We start from the raw sequence: 20505 nt of genomic DNA, 5'->3' as shown, positions 1-20505 counted from the left end.
GCCGCATCATCAGGCCGATATGAATTTACGACAACAGACCATATTGCAGTTGGTTAACGATCGCCGGCGGATCAGCGTCAATGAACTGGCGCGCGCCTCGGGCGTCTCGGAAGTCACTATCCGGCAGGATCTCAACCTGCTGGAAAAGCGCAGTTATCTGAAGCGGGTGCACGGCTCTGCCGTGGCGTTAGAGAGCGACGACGTCGACGCCCGCATGATGTCCAATTTCACCCTCAAGCAGCGGTTGGCGCAGTACGCCGCCGCGCAGGTCAATGACGGCGAGACGATCTTTATCGAGAGCGGCAGCACCAATGCCCTGCTGGCCCGCTACATCGCCGAACGCAAGCGCATTACGCTTATCACCGTCAGCCATTACATCGCCAACCTGCTCAAAGAAACCGACTGCGACGTCATCGTGCTGGGTGGCATGTACCAGAAGAAAAGCGAGACCGTGGTCGGCCCGCTGACGCGGCTGTGCATTCAGCAGGTGCATTTCAACAAGGCGTTTATCGGCATTGACGGCTTTCAGGCCGAAACCGGCTTTACCGGCCGCGACATGATGCGCGCCGATGTGGTCAGCGCAGTGCTGGCCAAGGGCGTGGAGAATATCGTGCTGACGGACTCCAGCAAATTCGGCCAAATCCAACCCAACCCGCTGGCGCAGCCGGGGCAGATCAGCCGGGTGATCACCGATTCACGTTTGGCGCTGGAGTATCAACATCAGCTGAAACGCCAGGGCGTGCAGCTTGAGTTGGTCAACGAGTAACGCGGCCGCCACCGCACCTATCGCGCCGCGCGGGCCACACCGCGCGCCTTTCCCCTTGCACAGCGGGTTTTTAAGACTATTTACCTGTTTATCCTTCCCGAGAAACCTATACTCAGCTTCGGTAACTTTTGGGCCGTAACCTGCTAATTATTCGGCCGTTAACAAAAGATGCCATTTTTTATATCGATACTGTATGGGAACCAACGGCAGGCCTGATCTATGGTTAACGCCTATACTTACAGGGCACTTCCATATAGCCAATGCTAAGGAGAAGTCATTATGATGATTATCAATAAACGTTTCGCCACCGCCGCTCTGGCTCTGACTCTGGCGTTTTCACTCAGCGCATGTTCCAACATGTCCAAACGCGATCGCAACACCGCTATCGGTGCCGGCGCCGGTGCAGTCGGCGGTGCGGTGCTGACCAACGGCAGCGCGTTGGGCACGCTGGGTGGGGCTGCGGTAGGGGGTATCATCGGTCACCAGGTTGGCAAATAAACCTGACCGATAGTCTTCCGCCGACAGGCTGGCAAAAGCGCATCTGCGCTTTGACGTATTAACCAGAATAACGATGATTTCAGGTCTGTTTTACTTTAAGTCTATGGTTCTTTTGCCGTTAACGGGCTAACCCCCGGCAGCAACAACCTCAAGCCATGCCGCGGCATTGCACTGCGGCATGGCGATTCGCCTCAGCCGCCCGCCAGCTTCACCTTCATGCCTTTGGCTTCCAGCAACTGTTTAAGCAGGTCGCGCTTATCGCCTTGGATCTCGATGACGCCTTCTTTCACCGAACCGCCGCAGCCGCATTTCTTTTTCAATTCCGCCGCCAGCTTGTCGAGCGCGGCATCATCCAGATCGACGCCGGCGATCAGGCACACGCCCTTCCCCTTGCGGCCGCTGGTCTGACGCTGGATGCGCACGATGCCGTCGCCCTTGGCGCGTTGCGGTTTAACCTCTTCCTGCTTGATGCGACCGGTGTCCGTGGAATACACCAGACGGCTGTTATCGTCATTCATCATCGCTTCCTCAGGCCAAAGAGGCGCGGATCGCGCGCAGCGTCGCGGCCGGATCTGTAGATTGGGTGATCGGACGCCCAATCACCATGTAGTCCACGCCGGCGGCCTGCGCCTGCACCGGCGTCATGATGCGGCGCTGATCGCCCGCCGCGCTGCCTTCAGGGCGGATCCCCGGCGTAACCAGTTGGAAAGCCTGCCCACAAGCGGCCTTCAGACGCTGCGCTTCGTGCGCCGAACACACCACGCCGTCCAGCGCGCAGTCGCGGGTCAGGCGCGCCAGGCGCTCGGCGTGCTCCGCCGGGCTGGCCTCGATGCCGATGCCGCGCAGGTCTTCCGCTTCCATGCTGGTCAGTACCGTAACGGCGATCAGCAGCGGCGCATCCGCGCCGTAAGGCACCAGTGCTTCTTTAGCGGCGGTCATCATGCGCGCGCCGCCGCTGGCGTGCACGTTAACCATCCAAACGCCCAGCTCGGCCGCTGCGGCAACCGCATGTGCAGTGGTATTGGGAATATCGTGGAATTTCAGGTCGAGGAACACGTCGAAGCCGCGCCCATGCAGATCGCGCACCAGCTGCGGCCCAAACAACGTGAACATTTCTTTGCCCACTTTCAAGCGGCAGTCTTGCGGATCGATACGGTCGGCGAACGCCAGCGCAGCGTTCTTATCGGCGTAATCTAACGCCACAACGATTGGAGATGATTTTAAGTCATTGTTATTAGTGTTATTTTCAGACTTCATTTCTTCTACCTTCTGTAAAATGGACATAATCAGGGACTCACCCGCGAAACTGACCGCCGCATTCTACATGCCGGGGACCAGAAATCCCAGCCGCAGCGCGCACCTACGCTCTGTCATGTTACCTCCCGTCTTTGTCATGGCGCGTCAACGAACGCCCGTCAGCAATAAACTACGCAGCGTAAAACGCCGTAAAGATGCGTAAATTGTTAATCAGATATTTTGAAAGACTTGCTCAGCATTATCAGATTTTCAATCGGCACGGATGCTTTATTATTCAACACATCGGAAGCGAACGGCTTCCTTCCTAAATAAACAGACTGGAGTCACCTATGAAAACCATCAAATATTTTGCAGCCGCTGCCGCTATTGCACTGACCTCATTCGCCACCTTCGCCGCTGAACCGATCAGCAGCCAGCAGGCCGATAACCTGACCGCCACCGGCGTCGTTTCCGCAGGTCACGCAACGACCCTCAGCAGCCTGGAGAAAAAACTGGCCGCTAAAGCCGATGCCCAGGGCGCCAGCAGCTACCGTATCATCTCCGCCGGTGGTAACAACATGTTGAGCGGCACCGCGATCATCTACAAATAATGTTTCCGGTACAGGGCCCGAACGTTCGGGCCCTGCCTCTGTTTACCGCCTGAAAAAAACCGCATTTCCCCCGCCCCATTTTGTTACAGAAATATTAAATTTTTATTACACACTAGACACCCTATCGTCAGTGGCTTAGCTTGAAGGCATCTTCCTGCAGAAAGGCTTTCAAAATGAGCGAGATATCGACACTTACCATTAAAATTCCTCTGGAACTGAAGGAAAAAATCCGCGCCGCCGCCGCTGAAAACGAATTTTCGTTGAGCGTAGAAGTGTGCCAACGCCTGGAAAGCAGCTTCAGCGCGCCCGCCGCCAAGGCTGAAAAACCCACCAAGAAAGCGGATGAGCTGCACCACGGCGAGATCGACAATCAAAGCACCGAAGAAGAGATTGAACAGCCGCTGAGCCAGAAAGAGCTGAAGAAACTGCGTCAGCTGTTGAAAACCGGCGCCAAAGGCGGCAAGAAAAAGTAAGTGATGAACATAAAAAAACGGGGCGATTTATCGCCCCGTTTTTTTTGCCGTACCGCCGCGTTATTGCCCATCCAGACCGCGGATCGGTTTAACCGACGACCAGGCGCGGCACGACGGGCAATGCCAATAGAGCGAGTGCGCGGTGAAGCCACATTTGTGGCAGCGGTAACGCGGTTTGGTGCGAATTTGCTCGCCGACCATATCGCGCAACAACAGCAGACTCTCTTTCGCCCGGCCGTCTTCAGCGTCTGCCAGGTGGTAATCCATCAGCCGATAAAACACCCGCATGGTGGGATGGCGCTGCAGCTGACGGTTGATATAGACCTGCACCACATCACGCCCTTCGTGCTGCTCGATGATTTCGGCCAGCATCAGATCGGCGGTGGCGCCGGTGTTCTCTTCCACACAGCGTTTCAGGAAATCCGCCCAGTTGTGCTGCTGTTCCGGCAGATGCCGGTAGCACTCCTGCAGCATCGGCAGCGTCTCGCTGACCAGCTCTTTATCCTGGCTCAATACGCGCTGCAGCGATTCCGCCGCTTTGGCATAGTCGTTTTGCGCCATGTAAATGCGCCCGAACATGATGGACACGCGCGCACACTGTTTGTCGGCGGCGTCCGCACGCTTGAGCAGGCTCATCGCCCGATCGAGATCGTCGCTGCCCATCGCCTGCAGCGCCAGCTCGCAATAGAAGTGCGCAATCTCGACGCGCTGTTTCTCTTTGCCCAGCTTGACCAGCTTTTCCGCCACGTCGATCGCTTTTTGCCAATCGCTGGTGGCCTGATGGATCACCAGCAGCTGCTGCAGCGCCGAGACGCGAAAATCCGCTTCGTCGGTCAACTGGCTGAACATATCCTCCGCACGATCGTACAGCCCGGCCGCCATATAATCGCGGCCCAGCTGCTGTACCGCCAACAGACGTTGTTCGAAGGTCAGGGAGGCGCTTTCCATCAATGCCTGATGGATACGGATAGCGCGGTCGACTTCGCCGCGCGAACGGAACAGGTTGCCCAGCGTCAGGTGAGCCTCAACGGTGTTGCTGTCCTCTTTCAACATATCGAGGAACAGATCGACCGCCTTGTCCTGCTGGTTGGAAAGCAGAAAGTTCACCCCTGCCACGTATTCACGCGACAGGCGGTTGGCTTCTTGCTGTTTGTCCTGCTGAGCGCTTCTGCGCCCCATGTACCAACCGTACGCGGCAGCCACGGGCAGCAACAGAAACAGCAGTTCTAACATAGAGGATTATTCCTTGCTGACAACGGGCTGAGTCGCCGGTTCAGCGGGCTGCTCGAGCTGCAGCTCCAGCCTTTTGATCTTGCGCTCGGCGCGGCCCAGCGCAATGCGCGTGCGCAGGTAAAACAGGCCGCAAATGATCCAGCCGAGCACGAAACCGGCGCCAAACAGCGTGGCCAACAGGGTCGATACGCGATAGTCGCCCTGCGCGACCAGATAGTTAAAATTGACCACCTGATCGTTATGCGCACCCAGAGTGACGGAAATCACGAAGATCACCAGAACCAACAAAAAAATCAGCAAATATTTCACATTCTTTCCCGCGATGCCGAGTGAATCGGATGAACGATGCCAAAACGTGGCGTCCCTAACCCTTAAGTTAGCATTTCCCGTTGCGGCAGGGAAACCCTGCGGCACGATAAAACCACATATCTGCTGGCATATTCGGCAGTCAACGGCTTTAGCGATCAAATTGATGAGAAAGCTTCTCAAAACGTCGAATTTATAAGGATATGGGGGCGGCGGCGCAGATTGCAATGGCGGGAAAATGTAAGCGGTTAATGCGGCGCCGATCGGGCGCCGCGTTGCATGTGACATGGTCACATAACCATCACGGCTCCGGCTTGCGCGCCGCGATTTCCTGCTGCTCTTGTGGTGGCGGCGTCAGCGGGCCGAACCAGCGCTGCGCCAGCCAGCAGGTGACCACCACCAGCAGCCAACTGATCAGCGTCGCCATCGCCAGATCGCGCGGCCAATGCATTCCCAGCAGCAGACGGCTGCCCATCACCCCCGTTGCCCACACCATCAGCAGCGCAACGGTTTTATAATGGCGGCGCGGCCACAGCAGCCCTACGCCCAACAGCGCCCAGGTGGCGGCGAACATGGTGTGCCCCGACGGAAACGCGAAGCCGGTTTCAAACTGCCAGTGCTTGCGCAGCCAGTTCGGCACCACAGTTTGATCCTGCAGCTGCTCGCGCACCAGCGCGCTGCGCTCTTTGCGGTGCAGCGAATAAAAATATTTGCCGTCCACGCCGTGGGTTTGCTCCAGCCATACCACAAACGGCCGCGGTTCTTGCACCCGATCCTTGATTAACGACTTCACCCCCTGCCCGATCACCAGCGCGGCGAAAAGCAGGATCGCCAAACCGATGGCCGCCTTCAGCCGAAAGCGCAGACACCACAAAAACCAGCCGCAGAGGATAACGCTGGTCAGAATGCCCCACGGTGAGGTTACGGTTTCGGTCACCCAGTACAGCGCTTTGAGCAGCGGCTCATTGCCGCCGGGTTGCCAGTGCCAGCCGGATACCCAGACCGCCAGCGGCATCAACAACAACAGCAGCGCGCCGCCCGCCGTGCGTTTTGCTATCTCATACATTGCCATTTTCCTCTGCGTGAATCAGGCAGCAGTGTAACAAGAGTGCAATATTGATAACACGCTAAAAATTAAACAGATAGGCAACCTATCGCAATAATAGGTGGCCAGAAAACGCCATCTGCTGGTTTGCTGAGCACCGCCCGGCAAGAAGTTGTGGCAAAATAGCCGATAATTAACGAAATAGAGATCGGCGTAGCACGTTTTAGTCTTGGTCAATGTACTCAACCGGACTTAGGATGCGCGACAATGATTGAATCGTACGCTTTTGTGGAGAGTGACATGCAGCTTAAACGGGTGGCAGAGGCAAAACTGCCGACACCTTGGGGCGATTTCCTGATGGTAGGATTCGAAGAACTGGCGACCGGGCATGACCATCTGGCGCTGGTATTCGGTGACATTTCCGGCGAAGCGCCGGTGCTCGCGCGCGTGCATTCCGAATGTCTGACCGGCGACGCTTTGTTCAGCCTGCGCTGTGACTGCGGTTTTCAACTGGAAGCCGCGCTGGAGCAGATCGCTGAAGAAGGCCGCGGCATCCTGCTTTATCATCGCCAGGAGGGCCGCAACATCGGCCTATTGAACAAGATCCGCGCCTACGCCCTGCAGGATAAGGGCGCAGACACCGTGGAAGCCAACCACCAGCTCGGCTTCGCCGCCGACGAACGCGACTTCACCCTGTGCGCCGACATGTTCAAACTGCTGGGCGTCGACGCGGTGCGTTTGCTGACCAACAACCCGAAAAAGGTCGAGATCCTGACCGAGGCCGGTATCAACATCAGCGAACGCGTGCCGCTGATCGTCGGCCGCAATCCGAAGAACGAACACTATCTGGCGACCAAGGCCGCCAAAATGGGCCATTTGCTCGACCAGAAGTGATCGCCGCCGCGACGGAAACAATCAGGGCGCCTTGCGGCGCCCTTTTTATTGCTCGATTTACAGCATCTTCCTGATCACATAGTGCAGGATACCGTCGTTTTCGTAGTAGGTCAGCTCATTGCCGGTATCGATGCGGCAACGGGTGTCAATCACCTCTTTGCGCCCGTCAGCATAGGTGATGTGCACCGGCACCGTCTGGCCCGGCTGCAGCTGTTGCAGGCCGCCGACGCTGATCTGCTCGTCCCCGGTCAGCCCCAGCGTTTTGCGCGTCACCCCCTGTGGGAACTCCAGCGGCAAAATGCCCATGCCGATCAGGTTGGAGCGGTGAATGCGTTCGAAGGATTCGGCGATCACCACCCGCACGCCCAGCAGGCGCGGCCCTTTCGCCGCCCAGTCACGGCTAGAGCCGGAACCGTACTCTTTACCGGCAATCACCGCCAGCGGCACCTTCTCTTGCTGATACTGCATCGCGGCGTCGTAGATAGACAGCTGCTGCTGCGACGGAATATGACGGGTATAACCGCCCTCCACGCCCGGCACCATTTCGTTGCGGATACGGATATTGGCGAAAGTGCCGCGCATCATCACTTCATGGTTGCCGCGGCGCGAACCGTAGGAGTTGAAATCCTGCGGTGCCACGCCGTGCTCGCTCAGATAACGCCCCGCCGGGCTGTCGCGCTTGATATTCCCCGCCGGCGAAATGTGGTCGGTGGTCACCGAGTCGGCCAGTATCGCCAGAATGCGCGCATCCTTGATGTCTTGCACCGGATCCGGCTTCACCTTCATGGTGCTGAAGAACGGCGGATGGCGGATATAGGTCGAGTCTTCCTGCCACTGATAGGTCGCCGAACCGGTCACCTGGATCGCCTGCCAGTTGGCGTCGCCGTCGAACACTTCGCCGTATTCCTTGTGGAACATCTCGGTGCGCACCTCTTCCACCGCCTGAGCGATGTCCTGGCTGCTCGGCCAGATGTCCTTCAGGTAAACAGGTTGACCGTCGTTGCCCTCGCCGAGCGGCTCTTTGCTCAGATCAATCTTCATGCTGCCCGCCAGCGCATAGGCCACCACCAGCGGCGGCGAGGCCAGCCAGTTGGTTTTCACCAGCGGGTGGATGCGCCCTTCGAAGTTACGGTTGCCTGACAGCACCGCGCCCACGGTCAGATCGCCCTCTTTGATCGCCTGTTCGATCGGATCCGGCAGCGGGCCCGAGTTACCGATGCAGGTGGTACAGCCATACCCCACCAGGTTGAAACCCAACTCTTCCAGATAGGCGGTGAGTTTGGCGCTGTCGAAATAGTCGGTCACCACTTTCGAGCCCGGCGCCAACGAGGTTTTTACCCAGGGCTTGCTGCGCAGCCCCTTCTTGACGGCGTTTTTCGCCAGCAGGCCGGCCGCCATCATCACGCTCGGGTTGGAAGTGTTGGTGCAAGAGGTGATCGCCGCGATCACCACCGCGCCGTCGCGCAGTTCGTGCTGCTGCCCGTCCAGCGTAAAGGTTTTGCTGTCGGCCTTGGCCTTGTGCCCACCGATATCCAGTTCGGTAGCGGCCTTGAACGCCTGCGGCACATTCGGCAGCGCGACGCGATCCTGCGGGCGTTTCGGTCCGGCGAGGCTGGCTTCCACCGTCGACATGTCCAGCGCCAGCGAGCTGGTGAAGACCGGTTCATCACCCGGATGGCGCCACATGCCCTGCGCCTTGGCGTAAGCCTCTACCAGCGCGATTTGTTCGGCGCTGCGGCCGCTGAGTTTCATATAGCCGAGCGTAACGTCATCCACCGGGAAGAAGCCGCAGGTGGCGCCGAATTCCGGCGACATGTTGGCGATGGTCGCACGGTCCGCCAGCGGCAGATCGGCCAGGCCGTCGCCGTAGAACTCGACGAACTTGCCGACCACGCCGTGCTTGCGCAGCATTTGAGTGACGGTCAGCACCAGGTCAGTGGCGGTAATCCCCTCTCTGAGCTTACCGGTCAGCTTGAAGCCGACCACGTCGGGGATTAACATCGACACCGGCTGGCCCAGCATCGCCGCTTCCGCTTCGATGCCGCCGACGCCCCAACCGAGGATGCCCAGGCCGTTGATCATGGTGGTGTGGGAGTCGGTGCCCACCAGCGTATCCGGATAGGCCACGCGGCGGCCGCTTTCGTCGCTGTGCCAGACCGTTTGGCCAAGGTATTCGAGGTTAACCTGGTGGCAGATGCCGGTGCCTGGCGGCACCACGCGGAAGCGGTTGAAGGCTTTCTGCCCCCAACGCAAGAAGGTGTAGCGCTCGTGGTTACGCTGCATCTCGATACGCACGTTGTCTTCAAAGGCGTTGTCATCGCCGAATTCATCGACGGTGACCGAGTGGTCAATCACCAGATCCACCGGCGACAGCGGGTTCACCTGGTCGACGTTGCCGCCCAGCCGCCGCACCGCTTCGCGCATCGCCGCCAGATCGACCACCGCCGGGACGCCGGTAAAATCCTGCATCAGCACGCGCGCCGGACGGTAGGCGATCTCACGGTCAGCATGGCCGGTTTGCAGCCAGGCGACGATGGCCTTGAGGTCGTCAACCTGCACGGTGTCACCATCCACATGGCGCAGCAGGTTCTCCAACAGCACTTTCATCGATTTTGGCAACCGGTCGATATCACCCAGCTGCTTCGCTGCCAGCGGCAGACTGTAATAGTAATACTCGCTATTCAGCGCAACCAGCTTATCCATACTTGTTTCACGAAGATCGGACGACATAGCTCCTCCATTTCTTATTGTGAGTAAAACAGGGTAATTACTGAGGTCTTGTTTAAAGATACCACAAAGATAAGTTAACGATTTGATAACAACACGTTTTGCACACAACGATAGGCGGGAACAATCAACGGGAAGAAAGGATCAACACGGCCAAGGGGTTAGACAGCGCGCCAACAAAAACGCCGCAACGATGCGGCGCTTTAGCACGAAAAGGCAGGTTTACAATGGTGCAGCGGGGAAATCCATGCCCACCACCGCCAGCTGATTCTTACGGCCCTTCTTCACCTGGATGCCCATCCCTTTGTGCAGCAGATGCATCTGGCCAGGTTGAACCAGGGCTTTGGCGGTGTGAAGGCGGGTGTCGCCCGGCAGATAAAAATCGACGTCAAAGAAAAAATCATTCCCGTATCGGGTGTTGGTTTGCCGACAGGACTCGAGGCGCGAGGCGATAATCTCGCCTTGCCAGCTGTCCTTGCTGAGATAGTTTTTAACCGCGGACATCTCGCTCGAGTTACCGCCGTTATTTTTAAAAATACAGTAAAAGAAAATACCCATCACGACAGGGGTGGCGATCCCCGCATACAGGAAGTACTTCGACATATCAGCCAGAGACATAAGTGTGCTGCTCCATTTTATGTAATTATAAACAACGAGTTATTCGTTACATTCAGCGTTCTGTTGCTGATATTGGTCACCTCGATATTCACCACCACACCGTTCGTTTCCGTTTTAAACGCCGTCTTTGAAAACTCTTTCAGCTTATAAGAATTTGACAAGCCTGTCAGGCTGTTGGACACGCCAACGATGCTGCTGGTTATCGCCGATGCCGATACGCTGTTGCCGGTGATACTTTCGCTGAAGGCGGTCACGGTCAGGCTGTGCAACTTGGGATTGAACACGGACTCCGGCGCTTCCAGGCTGATCTTTTCACCGCTGACAATCTTGATTTGATGCGGGCTGTAAATCGTAATGGTTCCCGCGTTGACGTTTTGCGTCCAGTCGCCGCTATTGATGTTGGTGGTGACGCCGTCTTTGATCGATTCATTGACGCCGCCTTTGATCTCGCGTGTGACGCCGCCGGTGACGTCCTCTTTATGGCCGCCGGCACCGATCTTAACCTCCCGCCCTTTATCCAGAGTCTCGGTCAGTTTGCCGGTGACATGGTGGCTTTCATTCCCGTCGATATCGCTGGTGCGGTCGCCTTTGATCGTAACCTTGTCGCCGCCGTCTTTAATGTCGAACGTCCGCCCCGCCTTGATCTCCGTTACGACGCCGCCATTAAAATAGCCGGTTTCTTTTTGATCCACCGTGGTGGTGCGCTGGCCTTTGTAGTGGAAGGTGGCGTTGCCCGTCACTTCGTCTTGCTGTTGCTTGAGGATAGTTGTCGTCCGGTTGCCGTCGATATTGACCTGCTGGTCATTTTCCACCGAAACCTTCATATCCTTTTCGGAATGCAGCTCTACAGCCTCGCTTCCCGCCTTATCTTCGAAAAACAGATAGCTGGCATTGTCCCGGCTGCCGTCCTTACTGCGGGTCATAAAGCCCATTTGCGTCGCCGCCGCCGGCAACACCCACGGCGGCATGCTCGCTTCATTGTAGACGCGCCCGGTGACAATCGGCCGGTCCGGATCGCCGTTGATAAAGTCCACCACCACTTCATCACCAACGCGCGGTATTTGTACCGAACCGAACCCTTGCCCCGCCCAAGCGCTCGAGACCCTTACCCAGCACGAACTGGTGTCATCCCCTTTGGCGCGGCGATCCCAGTGAAACTTCACTTTTATCCGGCCGTATTTGTCCGTCCAGATATTCTCGCCGGCGGGCCCTACCACCCTGGCCGTTTGCGGGCCATAGGTGCGCGGCCATGGCGTCACCGTCAGCGGGCGAAAAACGGTGGCGGCCGGGATAACCGTAAAGTCGATGCGATGTACCGTTTCGCCTTCTTCGCCGCTGGCGTAGCGGTTCTCGGAGAACGTGTAATCGGCGGCCGTCGTCAGGTATTCGCCGTTATCGCTGAAAAACGGGGCGTTGATCAGGGTAAAGGTGTAGCCCGGCGCCACTCCAATCGCCGTTGCGGTGCCGTGTATCTGTTGATGTTCCACCTGCCAGCGCTCCTGGCGCACGCGTGCGTAGAACTCCCCATCAGCGTGTTCGACATAGCGGCCCGGCCAATCGTAGACGTCGATGCTGCCCGGCATCGGCGAGGCCGGGTTTTGGCGTGCCTGGAACAGCCAGGCGTTCGGCTTGCGGAAGTCATAGTCGTCCAGGCCGTAAATGCCAGGCGTCACGCTGTCTTCCGGTGCCCATTGCCCGATGCCCTGTTCGAGGGTGCTGCCGCCAGACGGAGTCTGATGGTAGGGAATCGTCTCGTAGCCGCTAAACGGCTGATACTGCCCTGCCGCATCCGTCAGCACCAACGTGTGACGGCCCGCCTCATGGCGAAAGTGATAAACGATCCCCTCCAGCTCCATGAGGCGGCTGATGAAGTCGAGACTGCTCTCCTGATACTGAACGCAGTAATCCCACACCCGATAGTGACCGGTGAGTTTATCCTCTACGTTCACCTGATATTCGCTGAGCAAAGCACGCACCGTTTGCGGCACCGTCTGGCCCTGGAAGATGCGCAGATTGCGATCGCGCTTCATCGGCCATAGATCCGATTCCACCGTCAGCGTATACACGGCATAACGCGTGCCACTTAACTCGACGGCGCTGACGGCCACGCGAGTCACCTTGCCATTGATATGGCGATCCGCTGACAGCAGCCCCGTCGGCAGAGTTACCGTGACCGGTTGCCCCAACAGCTCGCTGCGATTAATACGGGCATCGCGGCCCAGCAAGGTCAGCGTCAGCGCAAAAGGCTCGGACAAGGCTTCACGGCCCGCCAGCTTCCAAAAAAGCAGGCCCTCAACGGGCAATTGGACAGAGATACGGCTGGTCATGAGATAAGCGGCTCCGGTGACAATTGGTTAGCATCACTTTAACTTCCGAGAGAAAAAAAACTCTTTGCCAGAACAAAAACGCCTCATTTTCGGAGGATTCCTAACCAGCAAGACACAGGCCGCCTCAACGCAGAATGAGGGGTATTCAGAAACTTAATGGAAATGGCAGAGGGAGTTTGGTCTGGCGCAAGAGCACCGCAACGCGTTCCCCTGGCCAAGATTGGATTAGCGCAATTTGCGAATGGGGCGGTTTATGCCGCAGGCGCTTGCTCATAAAAAACCCGGAAAGGCGCTGGCCTGTCCGGGTGTGGTTTGATGTCGTCAACGCGGGGGATTATTTGATCGGCAGCTTGATGTCTTTGAACATGGCTTCGATCTCTTCGTTGGAGCGCAGCGCCACCGCGCTGTCGACCACGTCGCGCGTCAGGTGCGGCGCGAAGCGCTGAATGAAGTCGTACATGTAGCTGCGCAGGAAGGTGCTGCGGCGGAAGCCAATCTTGGTAGTGCTGTAAGTGAAGATATCGCGCGCATCCACCGTCACCAGGTCCGGATCCTGCACCGGATCCACCGCCATGCTGGCGATAACCCCTACCCCCAATCCCAGGCGCACGTAGGTTTTGATCACGTCGGCGTCGGTGGCGGTAAAGACGATGCGCGGCGTCAGGCCGGCGCGGTTGAAGGCGGTATCCAGCTCCGAACGGCCGGTGAAACCGAAGGTGTAAGTGACGATCGGATAAGCCGCCAACTCTTCAATGCTGATGCTGCTTTTGCCCGCCAAAGGATGATCGGGTTTCACCACCACCGCGCGGTTCCAGTGATAGCACGGCAACATAATGAGATCGTCGTACAGGTGCAGCGCTTCGGTGGCGATAGCGAAATCGGCGGTGCCCTTGGAGACCGCTTCGGCGATCTGCGTCGGCGAGCCCTGATGCATGTGCAGCGAGACGCGCGGATAACGCTCGATAAAGCCCTTGATCACGTTAGGCAAAGCATAGCGTGCCTGAGTATGCGTGGTGGCGACGTACAGCGAGCCTTTGTCCGGGTAGGTGTGTTCACCGGCCACGGCTTTAATGGCGTCCACCTTGGACAGCACTTCACGCGCGATGCGAATGATTTCCTGGCCTGCCGGGGTGACCTGGGTCAGGTGTTTGCCGCTGCGGGCGAAAATCTGGATGCCCAGCTCGTCTTCGAGCATGCGCACTTGTTTACTGATGCCGGGTTGCGAGGTATAGAGCCCTTCTGCCGTTGAGGAGACATTCAGGTTGTGGTTAACCACTTCCACAATGTAACGAAGCTGCTGCAATTTCATATCTTATACCATCCTAGGTTAAACACTGCGGCTTACCCGCAGCCAGGTATATCGGTGTCGCCCCGGTATGCTGAAACTCACAAGCCATAAACACCGTGTTTTACCCTGATGGTGAAGAAAACGCCGTTGTTAATAAGCTTTAATAATAAAAAAACTTTTTATATAACCACTATACCACGTTGCAGCTTCAAGTATAGATCCGCGTCACACTATGATAACGATTATTTTGCATTGGTATCAACGTGAAACGGCGGCGGTGGAGGGATAAAAGCAGCAAAGCATAGATCCGTTCTCCTCTTTTCACCAATAAAAAAACCAGCCGCCAGGGCTGGTTTTTCTTCTTGCAGGCGGAATGCGGCCTTACTTCTTGCCTTCAACCCACTTGCCGTCCACGTAAAACGCGGACCAGCCGGTCGCCTTGCCGTCTTTCTCGGAAGAGACATACTGCTGCTTGGTTTTGCGGCTGAAACGCACCAGCGTTTTATTGCCTTCGGCATCCGCCACCGGCGCATCGGCCAGGTAGCGCAGCTTCTCCGGCAGGCGATCCTTGAAGCGAGCCAGCTCTTCCACCAGCGGCGCGCGGGTTTCACGCGATTTAGGGAAGGTGTTGGCCGCCAGGAACACGCCGGCCGCGCCGTCACGCAGCACGAAATAGGCGTCGGACTTCTCGCACGGCAGCTCCGGCAACGGCACCGGATCTTCCTTCGGCGGCGCAACATCGCCGTTACGCAGGATCTTGCGGGTGTTTTTGCAGTTCTCGTTGGTGCAACCCATGTACTTGCCGAAACGACCCATTTTCAGGTGCATTTCGGAACCGCACTTGTCGCACTCAACGACCGGACCGTCGTAACCTTTGAGGCGGAACTCGCCCTCTTCGATCTCATAGCCGTCGCACGCCGGGTTGTTACCGCACACGTGCAACTTACGCTGGTTATCGATCAGATAGCTGTCCATCGCGGTACCGCATTTCTTGCAGCGGCGACGGGCGCGCAGCGCGTTGGTTTCCGCGTCGTCGCCTTCAAGGATGTTGAGCACTTCCGCTTCCGGCACCAGGTTGATGGTGGTTTTGCAGCGCTCTTTCGGCGGCAGCGCATAGCCGGAACAGCCGAGGAACACGCCGGTGCTGGCGGTGCGAATGCCCATCTTGCGGCCGCAGGTCGGGCAGTCGATGCTGGTCATTACCATCTGGTTAGGCCGCATGCCGCCTTCTTCCGGATCCTTCTCCGCCGTTTCCAGCTGTTCGCTGAAGTCGACGAAGAACTCGTCCAGCACCGCTTTCCACTCGGCCTGGTTGTTGGCGACCTCATCGAGGCCGTCTTCCATGCGGGCGGTGAAGTCATAGTTCATCAGCTCGCGGAAGTTCTCTTCCAGACGATCGGTGACGATCTCACCCATTTTTTCGGCATAGAAGCGGCGGCTTTCTACCCGCACATACCCGCGATCCTGAATGGTCGAGATGATGGAGGCGTAGGTGGACGGGCGGCCGATACCGCGTTTTTCCAGCTCTTTCACCAGCGAAGCTTCGCTGTAACGCGCCGGTGGCTTGGTGAAGTGCTGGCTCGGGATCAGTTTCTGCAGATCCAGTTCGCTGCCGATTTCGACGTAAGGCAGCGTGCGATCTTCATCGCCCTTGCGCAGCGCCGGCATCACCTTGGTCCAACCGTCAAAGCGCAGCGTACGGCCCTTGGCACGCAGCTGATAATCGCCGGCTTTCACCGTCAGCGTGGTGGAATCGTATTGCGCCGGCGTCATCTGACAGGCGACGAACTGGCGCCAAATCAGCTGATACAGCTTCTGCGCGTCCGCTTCCATGTCTTTCAGCTGCTCGGCGAGCACGTTCACGTCCGAAGGACGGATCGCTTCGTGCGCTTCCTGAGAATTCTCTTTGCTGCTGTACTGGTTTGGCGCCTTAGGCAGGTATTTGTCGCCGAAGTTGTCGCCGATATAGCCACGCACCATGTTGAGCGCGTCCTGGCTCAGGTTGGTGGAGTCGGTACGCATATAGGTGATGTGGCCGGCTTCATACAGCCGTTGCGCCATCATCATGGTTTTCTTCACGCCGAAGCTCAGGCGGGTACTGGCGGCCTGTTGCAGCGTGGAGGTAATGAAAGGCGCGCCCGGCTTGCTGCTAGTCGGTTTATCTTCGCGATCCAGCACCGTGTAGCGGGCTTTTTCCAGCAGTTTGACCGCGGCGTGAGTCTGCTCGCGGTTGACCGGTTTGAACGGTTTGTCGTGCGCGTGGGTCACTTCCATCTGCAGCGCGGTTTCACCCTTCGCCAGCAGATCGGCATGCAGCTCCCAGTACTCTTCCGGCACGAAAGCCTTGATGTCGCGCTCACGCTCAACCACCAGGCGCACCGCCACCGACTGCACGCGGCCGGCGGACAGGCCGCGGGCGATTTTTTTCCACAGCAGCGGCGAGACCATATAGCCCACCACGCGGTCCATAAACCGGCGCGCCTGCTGCGCGTTGACGCGATCAATGTTCAGCTCGCCCGGCTGTTTGAACGCCTGTTGGATCGCGTTTTTGGTGATTTCGTTAAACACCACGCGGCTAAAACGTTTGTCATCCCCACCGATCACTTCCCGCAGGTGCCAGGCGATGGCTTCCCCTTCGCGGTCAAGGTCGGTTGCGAGATAAATGTGGTCGGCGTTTTCCGCCAACGATTTTAACTCGGCGACCACTTTTTCTTTACCCGGCAGGATTTCGTAATGCGCTTTCCAACCGTGGTAAGGGTCGACGCCCATGCGATTTACCAGCGCCGCCTTCTCATCTTTTTTAACTTTTTTCTTGGCTTTGTCTTCGGTTGAGTCAGCGCTCTTTTTGCTGGCTGAGCCACTGGTCGGCAAATCACGGATATGACCGACGCTGGACTTCACCACGTAGTCATTTCCTAAATATTTATTAATAGTTTTGGCTTTTGCCGGGGACTCAACTATTACGAGAGCTTTACCCATATTTACCTTTACCTAAATTTATTTCTTCTAAAAAGAAGTCTTTTATCTCGCCGTGCCGCGGCAATTCGTGTCTCTTTTTTATATTGCGGCAGTCTGGCAAGAGATCAACAGATTTTTTTCTTTTGGCTGCCCAACTGCTCAACCTGAACGCAAGTTGTTGATCCTGCCTGCTATTCACTCATGCCCCAGAAGTATGGCTGTGCGAGTTTTATTCATAGCGTAAACAAAACCTTCCACCCGACGCCGCAAAATCCCACACTGTACCTGATAAAAAGCGTCACGCAACCTAATTAGCACGGAAAGACCGATTTCGCCAACCGGCGGCCACCCATGGCCATCCAGACGGCAAATAAACCTTAGTCGGTTTGCGGATAAAAGCGAACCGGCGTTAGAATATGCGCAGCGTTTTTTGTTTGGAGTCTAATAAATGTACACAAATACTGCACCTATCGGCCGCGAGGCCCTGCTGGCGGAAGCAAATAACATCATCCGCCAACACGAAGATTATCTGCACGGCATGATCGCCACCGACGTTGAACAAAAAAACGGCGTTTTAGTTTTCCGCGGCGAATACTTTTTAGATGCCGACGGGCTGCCCACCGCCAAAACCACCGCCGTATTTAATATGTTTAAACATTTGGCGCATCTGCTTTCGGAAAAATACCATCTGGTCGATTGAGAAATGAAAACGGGGGCGCCAGGCCCCCGTTGATCCATACACTCACGCCGTTACAGCAGCGGTTTTTCCCCACGCTGCCACCAACGCAACAGCAAGCGATCGACGCTCTCCGCCGCGCTGCCGGTGAAACGGTCCATCAGGCGTTTGCGGCGCGCATAGCGCACGGCGACCACCTCGTGATTATCCAGTTCGGCGATCAGCAAATCGTCGCTGGTGCCGATGGCGTCGATCAATCCCTTCTCTTTAGCCTGCGAACCGAACCAGTGCTCACCGGTGGCGACGCTATCGATGTCCAGCGATGGGCGCTGCTCATGCACGAAGCGCTTGAACAGCTCATGCGTTTCGTTCAGATCTTCGCGGAACTTCTCGCGCCCCTGCTCGGTGTTTTCACCGAACAGCGTCAGCGTGCGTTTGAACTGCCCGGCGGTGTGCAGCTCCACATCGATGTCGTTCTTCTTCAACAGGCGATGGAAGTTAGGGATCTGCGCCACCACGCCGATGGAACCGATGATGGCGAACGGCGCCGCCACGATGCGATCCGCGACGCAGGCCATCATGTAGCCGCCGCTGGCCGCCACTTTATCCACCGCCACCGTCAGGCGAATGCCGCCCTTGCGCAGGCGCTCCAGCTGCGAGGCCGCCAGACCGTAGCCGTGCACCACCCCGCCCGGGCTTTCCAGACGCAGCAGCACCTCATCCTGCGCCGTGGCTACCGCCAGCACCGCCGAAATCTCTTCCCGCAGCGACGTCACCTCGTGCGCGTCCATGCTGCCCTTGAAGTCCAGCACATACAGGCACGGCTTGCTCACTTCAACCGCGCCGGACTTGGCGCGCTGCTTTTTCAGCTTGTCGTCGGCCTTGGTCTGCTTCTTGAACTGTTTCAGCCACACCTTCTGCTCGGCGGCATCCATGCGCGCCAGACGCATATCGCGTTGCATCTCGCGATACTGTTCGCCGAGATCGGTCAGCTGCAGCTCCCCTTTTTGGCGGCTCTTGCGTTGCCCCAAACTGACCGCCAGTATGGCCAACGCGGCGATGGCCAGCACCACCGTGGCGACCTTGGCCAGAAACAGGCCATAAACAGATATAAACTCCACAGATTCCGCCTTTATTTACAGGTTGTTAGTATGCTTCTTTCCATTTTAGCCAACCACGGCGGCTGCTGTCGCGGCTAAATGAAAATTCGTTGCGTCCTGCACGTCACTATGGGGACGATTGGCCACCGAACCAAGCCACCGCCGCACCGCTTTTGTTACAAAAGAATGCCATTTCAGCCAGCTACGCATTGAAAATGCGCACGGATTAAGGCATATAACACCCATTATTCATCAATACGATGAGACAGATTCGCTGCGCGGCCCGCAGACGGTCGAGCCTTCGCTCCCGCCCCGGCCGCGCGTTTCACCCTTGCTCCCCATTATCAGCGGGAGAACAGCCACCCAGGCGAGGATTTATCGTGCATTACCAACCCAAACAAGATCTGCTCGAACAACGTATCATTTTGGTCACCGGCGCCGGCGACGGCATCGGCCGCGAAGCGGCGCTGACCTACGCGCGTTTTGGCGCCCAGCTGGTTCTGCTGGGGCGCACCGAAAGCAAACTGCAGGCGGTTCAACAAGAGATCGCGGCCCGGGGCGGCGCCCCGGCGCTGGTAGTGACGCTGGACTTGCTGCACGCCACGCCGGAGCAATGCCGGCAAATCGCCGACGATCTGGCGCGCCAGCTCCCACGGCTGGACGGCGTGCTGCACAACGCCGGCCTGCTCGGCGACATCGCACCGATGGCCGATCTGTCGATGACCATGTGGCAAGAGGTGATGCAGGTTAACGTCAACGCCACCTTTATGCTGACTCAGGCGCTGCTGCCGCTGCTGCTGAAATCTCACGCCGGTTCACTGGTGTTCACCAGCTCCAGTGTCGGGCGCACCGGCCGCGCCGACTGGGGCGCCTATGCGGTATCGAAGTTCGCCACCGAAGGTATGATGCAGGTGTTGGCCGATGAATACAAAAATCGCAATCTGCGGGTAAACTGCATCAATCCGGGGGGAACTCGCACCAAAATGCGCGCATCCGCCTTCCCGTACGAAGACAAGAACAAGCTGAAAACCCCGGCCGACATCATGCCGCTGTATCTGTATCTGATGGGCGAAGACAGCCGCCGCAAAACCGGCATGAGCTTCGACGCTCAGCCGAATCGTAAACCCGGCGCGGCCGAATAATAAGGAGGGTTTTCATGGCGGAAGATCGTCATCAACAGCGCCAGCAACGCCTGAAAGAACAGGTCGATGCGCGCATCGCCGCCGCGCAGGAAACGCGCGGCCTGCTGCTGGTGTTTACCGGCAACGGTAAGGGCAAGAGCACCGCCGCTTTCGGCACCGTCACCCGCGCGGTGGGTCACGGCATGCGCGCCGGTGTGATTCAGTTCATCAAGGGCGAATGGCCCAATGGCGAAAAGAATCTGCTGCAGCAACACGGCGTTGAGTTTCAGGTGATGGCCACCGGCTTCACCTGGGAAACGCAGAACAAGGCCGACGATACTGCCGCCTGCCAGGCGGTGTGGCAACACGGCAAGCGCATGCTGGCCGACAGCAGCCTGGATCTGGTGTTGCTGGACGAAGTGACCTACATGCTGACCTACGGCTATCTGGAACTGGAGGAGCTGAAGGCAGCGCTGCTGGGGCGTCCTGCGCACCAAACGGTGATCCTGACCGGGCGCGGATGCCATCGCGATCTGCTGGAACTGGCGGATACGGTCACGGAGATGAGGCCGGTGAAACACGCGTTCGACGCGGGTGTGAAGGCGCAACAGGGGATCGATTGGTAACA

The 20505-nt window shown here is 57.6% G+C and carries 19 protein-coding genes; 8 read left to right on the top strand and 11 right to left on the bottom strand.

Features of this window, described 5'->3' with window-relative positions; genetic code table 11:
• Positions 1-19 precede the first annotated feature (19 nt).
• Together AAIE04_RS13295 and osmB are read left to right on the top strand one after the other, a co-directional pair.
• Positions 20-766, top strand: coding sequence for a DeoR/GlpR family DNA-binding transcription regulator (locus AAIE04_RS13295; RefSeq protein ID WP_019452688.1), 747 nt, complete (start codon positions 20-22; stop codon positions 764-766).
• Between the two features lie 279 nt (positions 767-1045).
• Positions 1046-1264 carry an osmotically-inducible lipoprotein OsmB gene (gene osmB, locus AAIE04_RS13290; protein WP_004930634.1) on the top strand — a complete coding sequence of 73 codons (219 nt, stop codon included), beginning with the start codon at positions 1046-1048 and terminating at the stop codon, positions 1262-1264.
• Positions 1265-1455: 191 nt separating this feature from the next.
• On the opposite strand, the gene yciH is transcribed toward osmB, so the two are convergent.
• Both yciH and pyrF read right to left on the bottom strand, forming a co-directional pair.
• Positions 1456-1782 carry a stress response translation initiation inhibitor YciH gene (yciH, locus tag AAIE04_RS13285; RefSeq protein WP_019452689.1) on the bottom strand — a complete coding sequence of 109 codons (327 nt, stop codon included), beginning with the start codon at positions 1780-1782 and terminating at the stop codon, positions 1456-1458.
• Positions 1783-1792: 10 nt separating this feature from the next.
• Positions 1793-2521, bottom strand: coding sequence for an orotidine-5'-phosphate decarboxylase (pyrF, locus tag AAIE04_RS13280; RefSeq protein ID WP_498577098.1), 729 nt, complete (start codon positions 2519-2521; stop codon positions 1793-1795).
• A gap of 329 nt (positions 2522-2850) precedes the next feature.
• Between pyrF and bhsA the strand changes: the two genes are divergently transcribed.
• Together bhsA and AAIE04_RS13270 are read left to right on the top strand one after the other, a co-directional pair.
• Entirely contained in the window at positions 2851-3111 is a 261-nt protein-coding gene (bhsA, locus tag AAIE04_RS13275; protein ID WP_019452691.1) for a multiple stress resistance protein BhsA, read from the top strand.
• Positions 3112-3284: 173 nt separating this feature from the next.
• Positions 3285-3584 carry an Arc family DNA-binding protein gene (locus AAIE04_RS13270; RefSeq protein ID WP_063918434.1) on the top strand — a complete coding sequence of 100 codons (300 nt, stop codon included), beginning with the start codon at positions 3285-3287 and terminating at the stop codon, positions 3582-3584.
• A gap of 60 nt (positions 3585-3644) precedes the next feature.
• Here the strand turns inward: AAIE04_RS13270 and lapB are convergent, their stop codons facing one another.
• The 3 genes from lapB to pgpB form a co-directional block, all read right to left on the bottom strand.
• Positions 3645-4817, bottom strand: a complete 1173-nt coding sequence (lapB, locus tag AAIE04_RS13265; protein WP_019452693.1) for a lipopolysaccharide assembly protein LapB — start codon at positions 4815-4817, stop codon at positions 3645-3647.
• Positions 4818-4823: 6 nt separating this feature from the next.
• Positions 4824-5126 (bottom strand): LapA family protein, encoded by a 303-nt coding sequence (locus tag AAIE04_RS13260; protein ID WP_498577263.1) that lies wholly within the window; start codon positions 5124-5126, stop codon positions 4824-4826.
• A 298-nt stretch (positions 5127-5424) separates the two neighbouring features.
• Positions 5425-6189: a phosphatidylglycerophosphatase B gene (gene pgpB, locus AAIE04_RS13255; protein WP_019452694.1), complete on the bottom strand. Its 765-nt coding sequence runs from the start codon at positions 6187-6189 to the stop codon at positions 5425-5427.
• 279 nt (positions 6190-6468) lie between these two features.
• On the opposite strand from pgpB, the gene ribA reads away from it, so the two are divergent.
• The gene (gene ribA, locus AAIE04_RS13250; RefSeq protein WP_019452695.1) at positions 6469-7062 is read left to right on the top strand and encodes a GTP cyclohydrolase II; all 594 of its coding nucleotides are present in this window, start codon (positions 6469-6471) and stop codon (positions 7060-7062) included.
• A 57-nt stretch (positions 7063-7119) separates the two neighbouring features.
• On the opposite strand, the gene acnA is transcribed toward ribA, so the two are convergent.
• From acnA to topA, 5 genes are all read right to left on the bottom strand, one after another.
• Positions 7120-9792, bottom strand: a complete 2673-nt coding sequence (acnA, locus tag AAIE04_RS13245; RefSeq protein ID WP_074054078.1) for an aconitate hydratase AcnA — start codon at positions 9790-9792, stop codon at positions 7120-7122.
• A gap of 219 nt (positions 9793-10011) precedes the next feature.
• Positions 10012-10407, bottom strand: a complete 396-nt coding sequence (locus AAIE04_RS13240; RefSeq protein ID WP_019452697.1) for a hypothetical protein — start codon at positions 10405-10407, stop codon at positions 10012-10014.
• A 17-nt stretch (positions 10408-10424) separates the two neighbouring features.
• Positions 10425-12734, bottom strand: coding sequence for a type VI secretion system Vgr family protein (locus AAIE04_RS13235; protein ID WP_498577097.1), 2310 nt, complete (start codon positions 12732-12734; stop codon positions 10425-10427).
• A gap of 334 nt (positions 12735-13068) precedes the next feature.
• Positions 13069-14043: an HTH-type transcriptional regulator CysB gene (gene cysB / locus AAIE04_RS13230; protein ID WP_004930690.1), complete on the bottom strand. Its 975-nt coding sequence runs from the start codon at positions 14041-14043 to the stop codon at positions 13069-13071.
• Between the two features lie 360 nt (positions 14044-14403).
• Entirely contained in the window at positions 14404-17001 is a 2598-nt protein-coding gene (topA, locus tag AAIE04_RS13225; protein ID WP_025159788.1) for a type I DNA topoisomerase, read from the bottom strand.
• Between the two features lie 427 nt (positions 17002-17428).
• Between topA and AAIE04_RS13220 the strand changes: the two genes are divergently transcribed.
• Positions 17429-17680, top strand: a complete 252-nt coding sequence (locus tag AAIE04_RS13220) for a YciN family protein (RefSeq protein WP_019452700.1) — start codon at positions 17429-17431, stop codon at positions 17678-17680.
• 50 nt (positions 17681-17730) lie between these two features.
• On the opposite strand, the gene sohB is transcribed toward AAIE04_RS13220, so the two are convergent.
• Positions 17731-18777, bottom strand: a complete 1047-nt coding sequence (sohB, locus tag AAIE04_RS13215) for a protease SohB (RefSeq protein WP_019452701.1) — start codon at positions 18775-18777, stop codon at positions 17731-17733.
• 359 nt (positions 18778-19136) lie between these two features.
• Between sohB and AAIE04_RS13210 the strand changes: the two genes are divergently transcribed.
• Together AAIE04_RS13210 and cobO are read left to right on the top strand one after the other, a co-directional pair.
• Complete coding sequence (locus AAIE04_RS13210; RefSeq protein WP_498577096.1) at positions 19137-19898, top strand: YciK family oxidoreductase; 762 nt, start codon at positions 19137-19139, stop codon at positions 19896-19898.
• Between the two features lie 14 nt (positions 19899-19912).
• Complete coding sequence (gene cobO, locus AAIE04_RS13205; protein ID WP_019452703.1) at positions 19913-20503, top strand: cob(I)yrinic acid a,c-diamide adenosyltransferase; 591 nt, start codon at positions 19913-19915, stop codon at positions 20501-20503.
• The last annotated feature ends 2 nt before the right edge of the window (positions 20504-20505 follow it).

The organism is Serratia sp. Ae19-1 (assembly GCF_059801225.1).
This window is presented reverse-complemented; position numbering and strand designations above follow the sequence as displayed.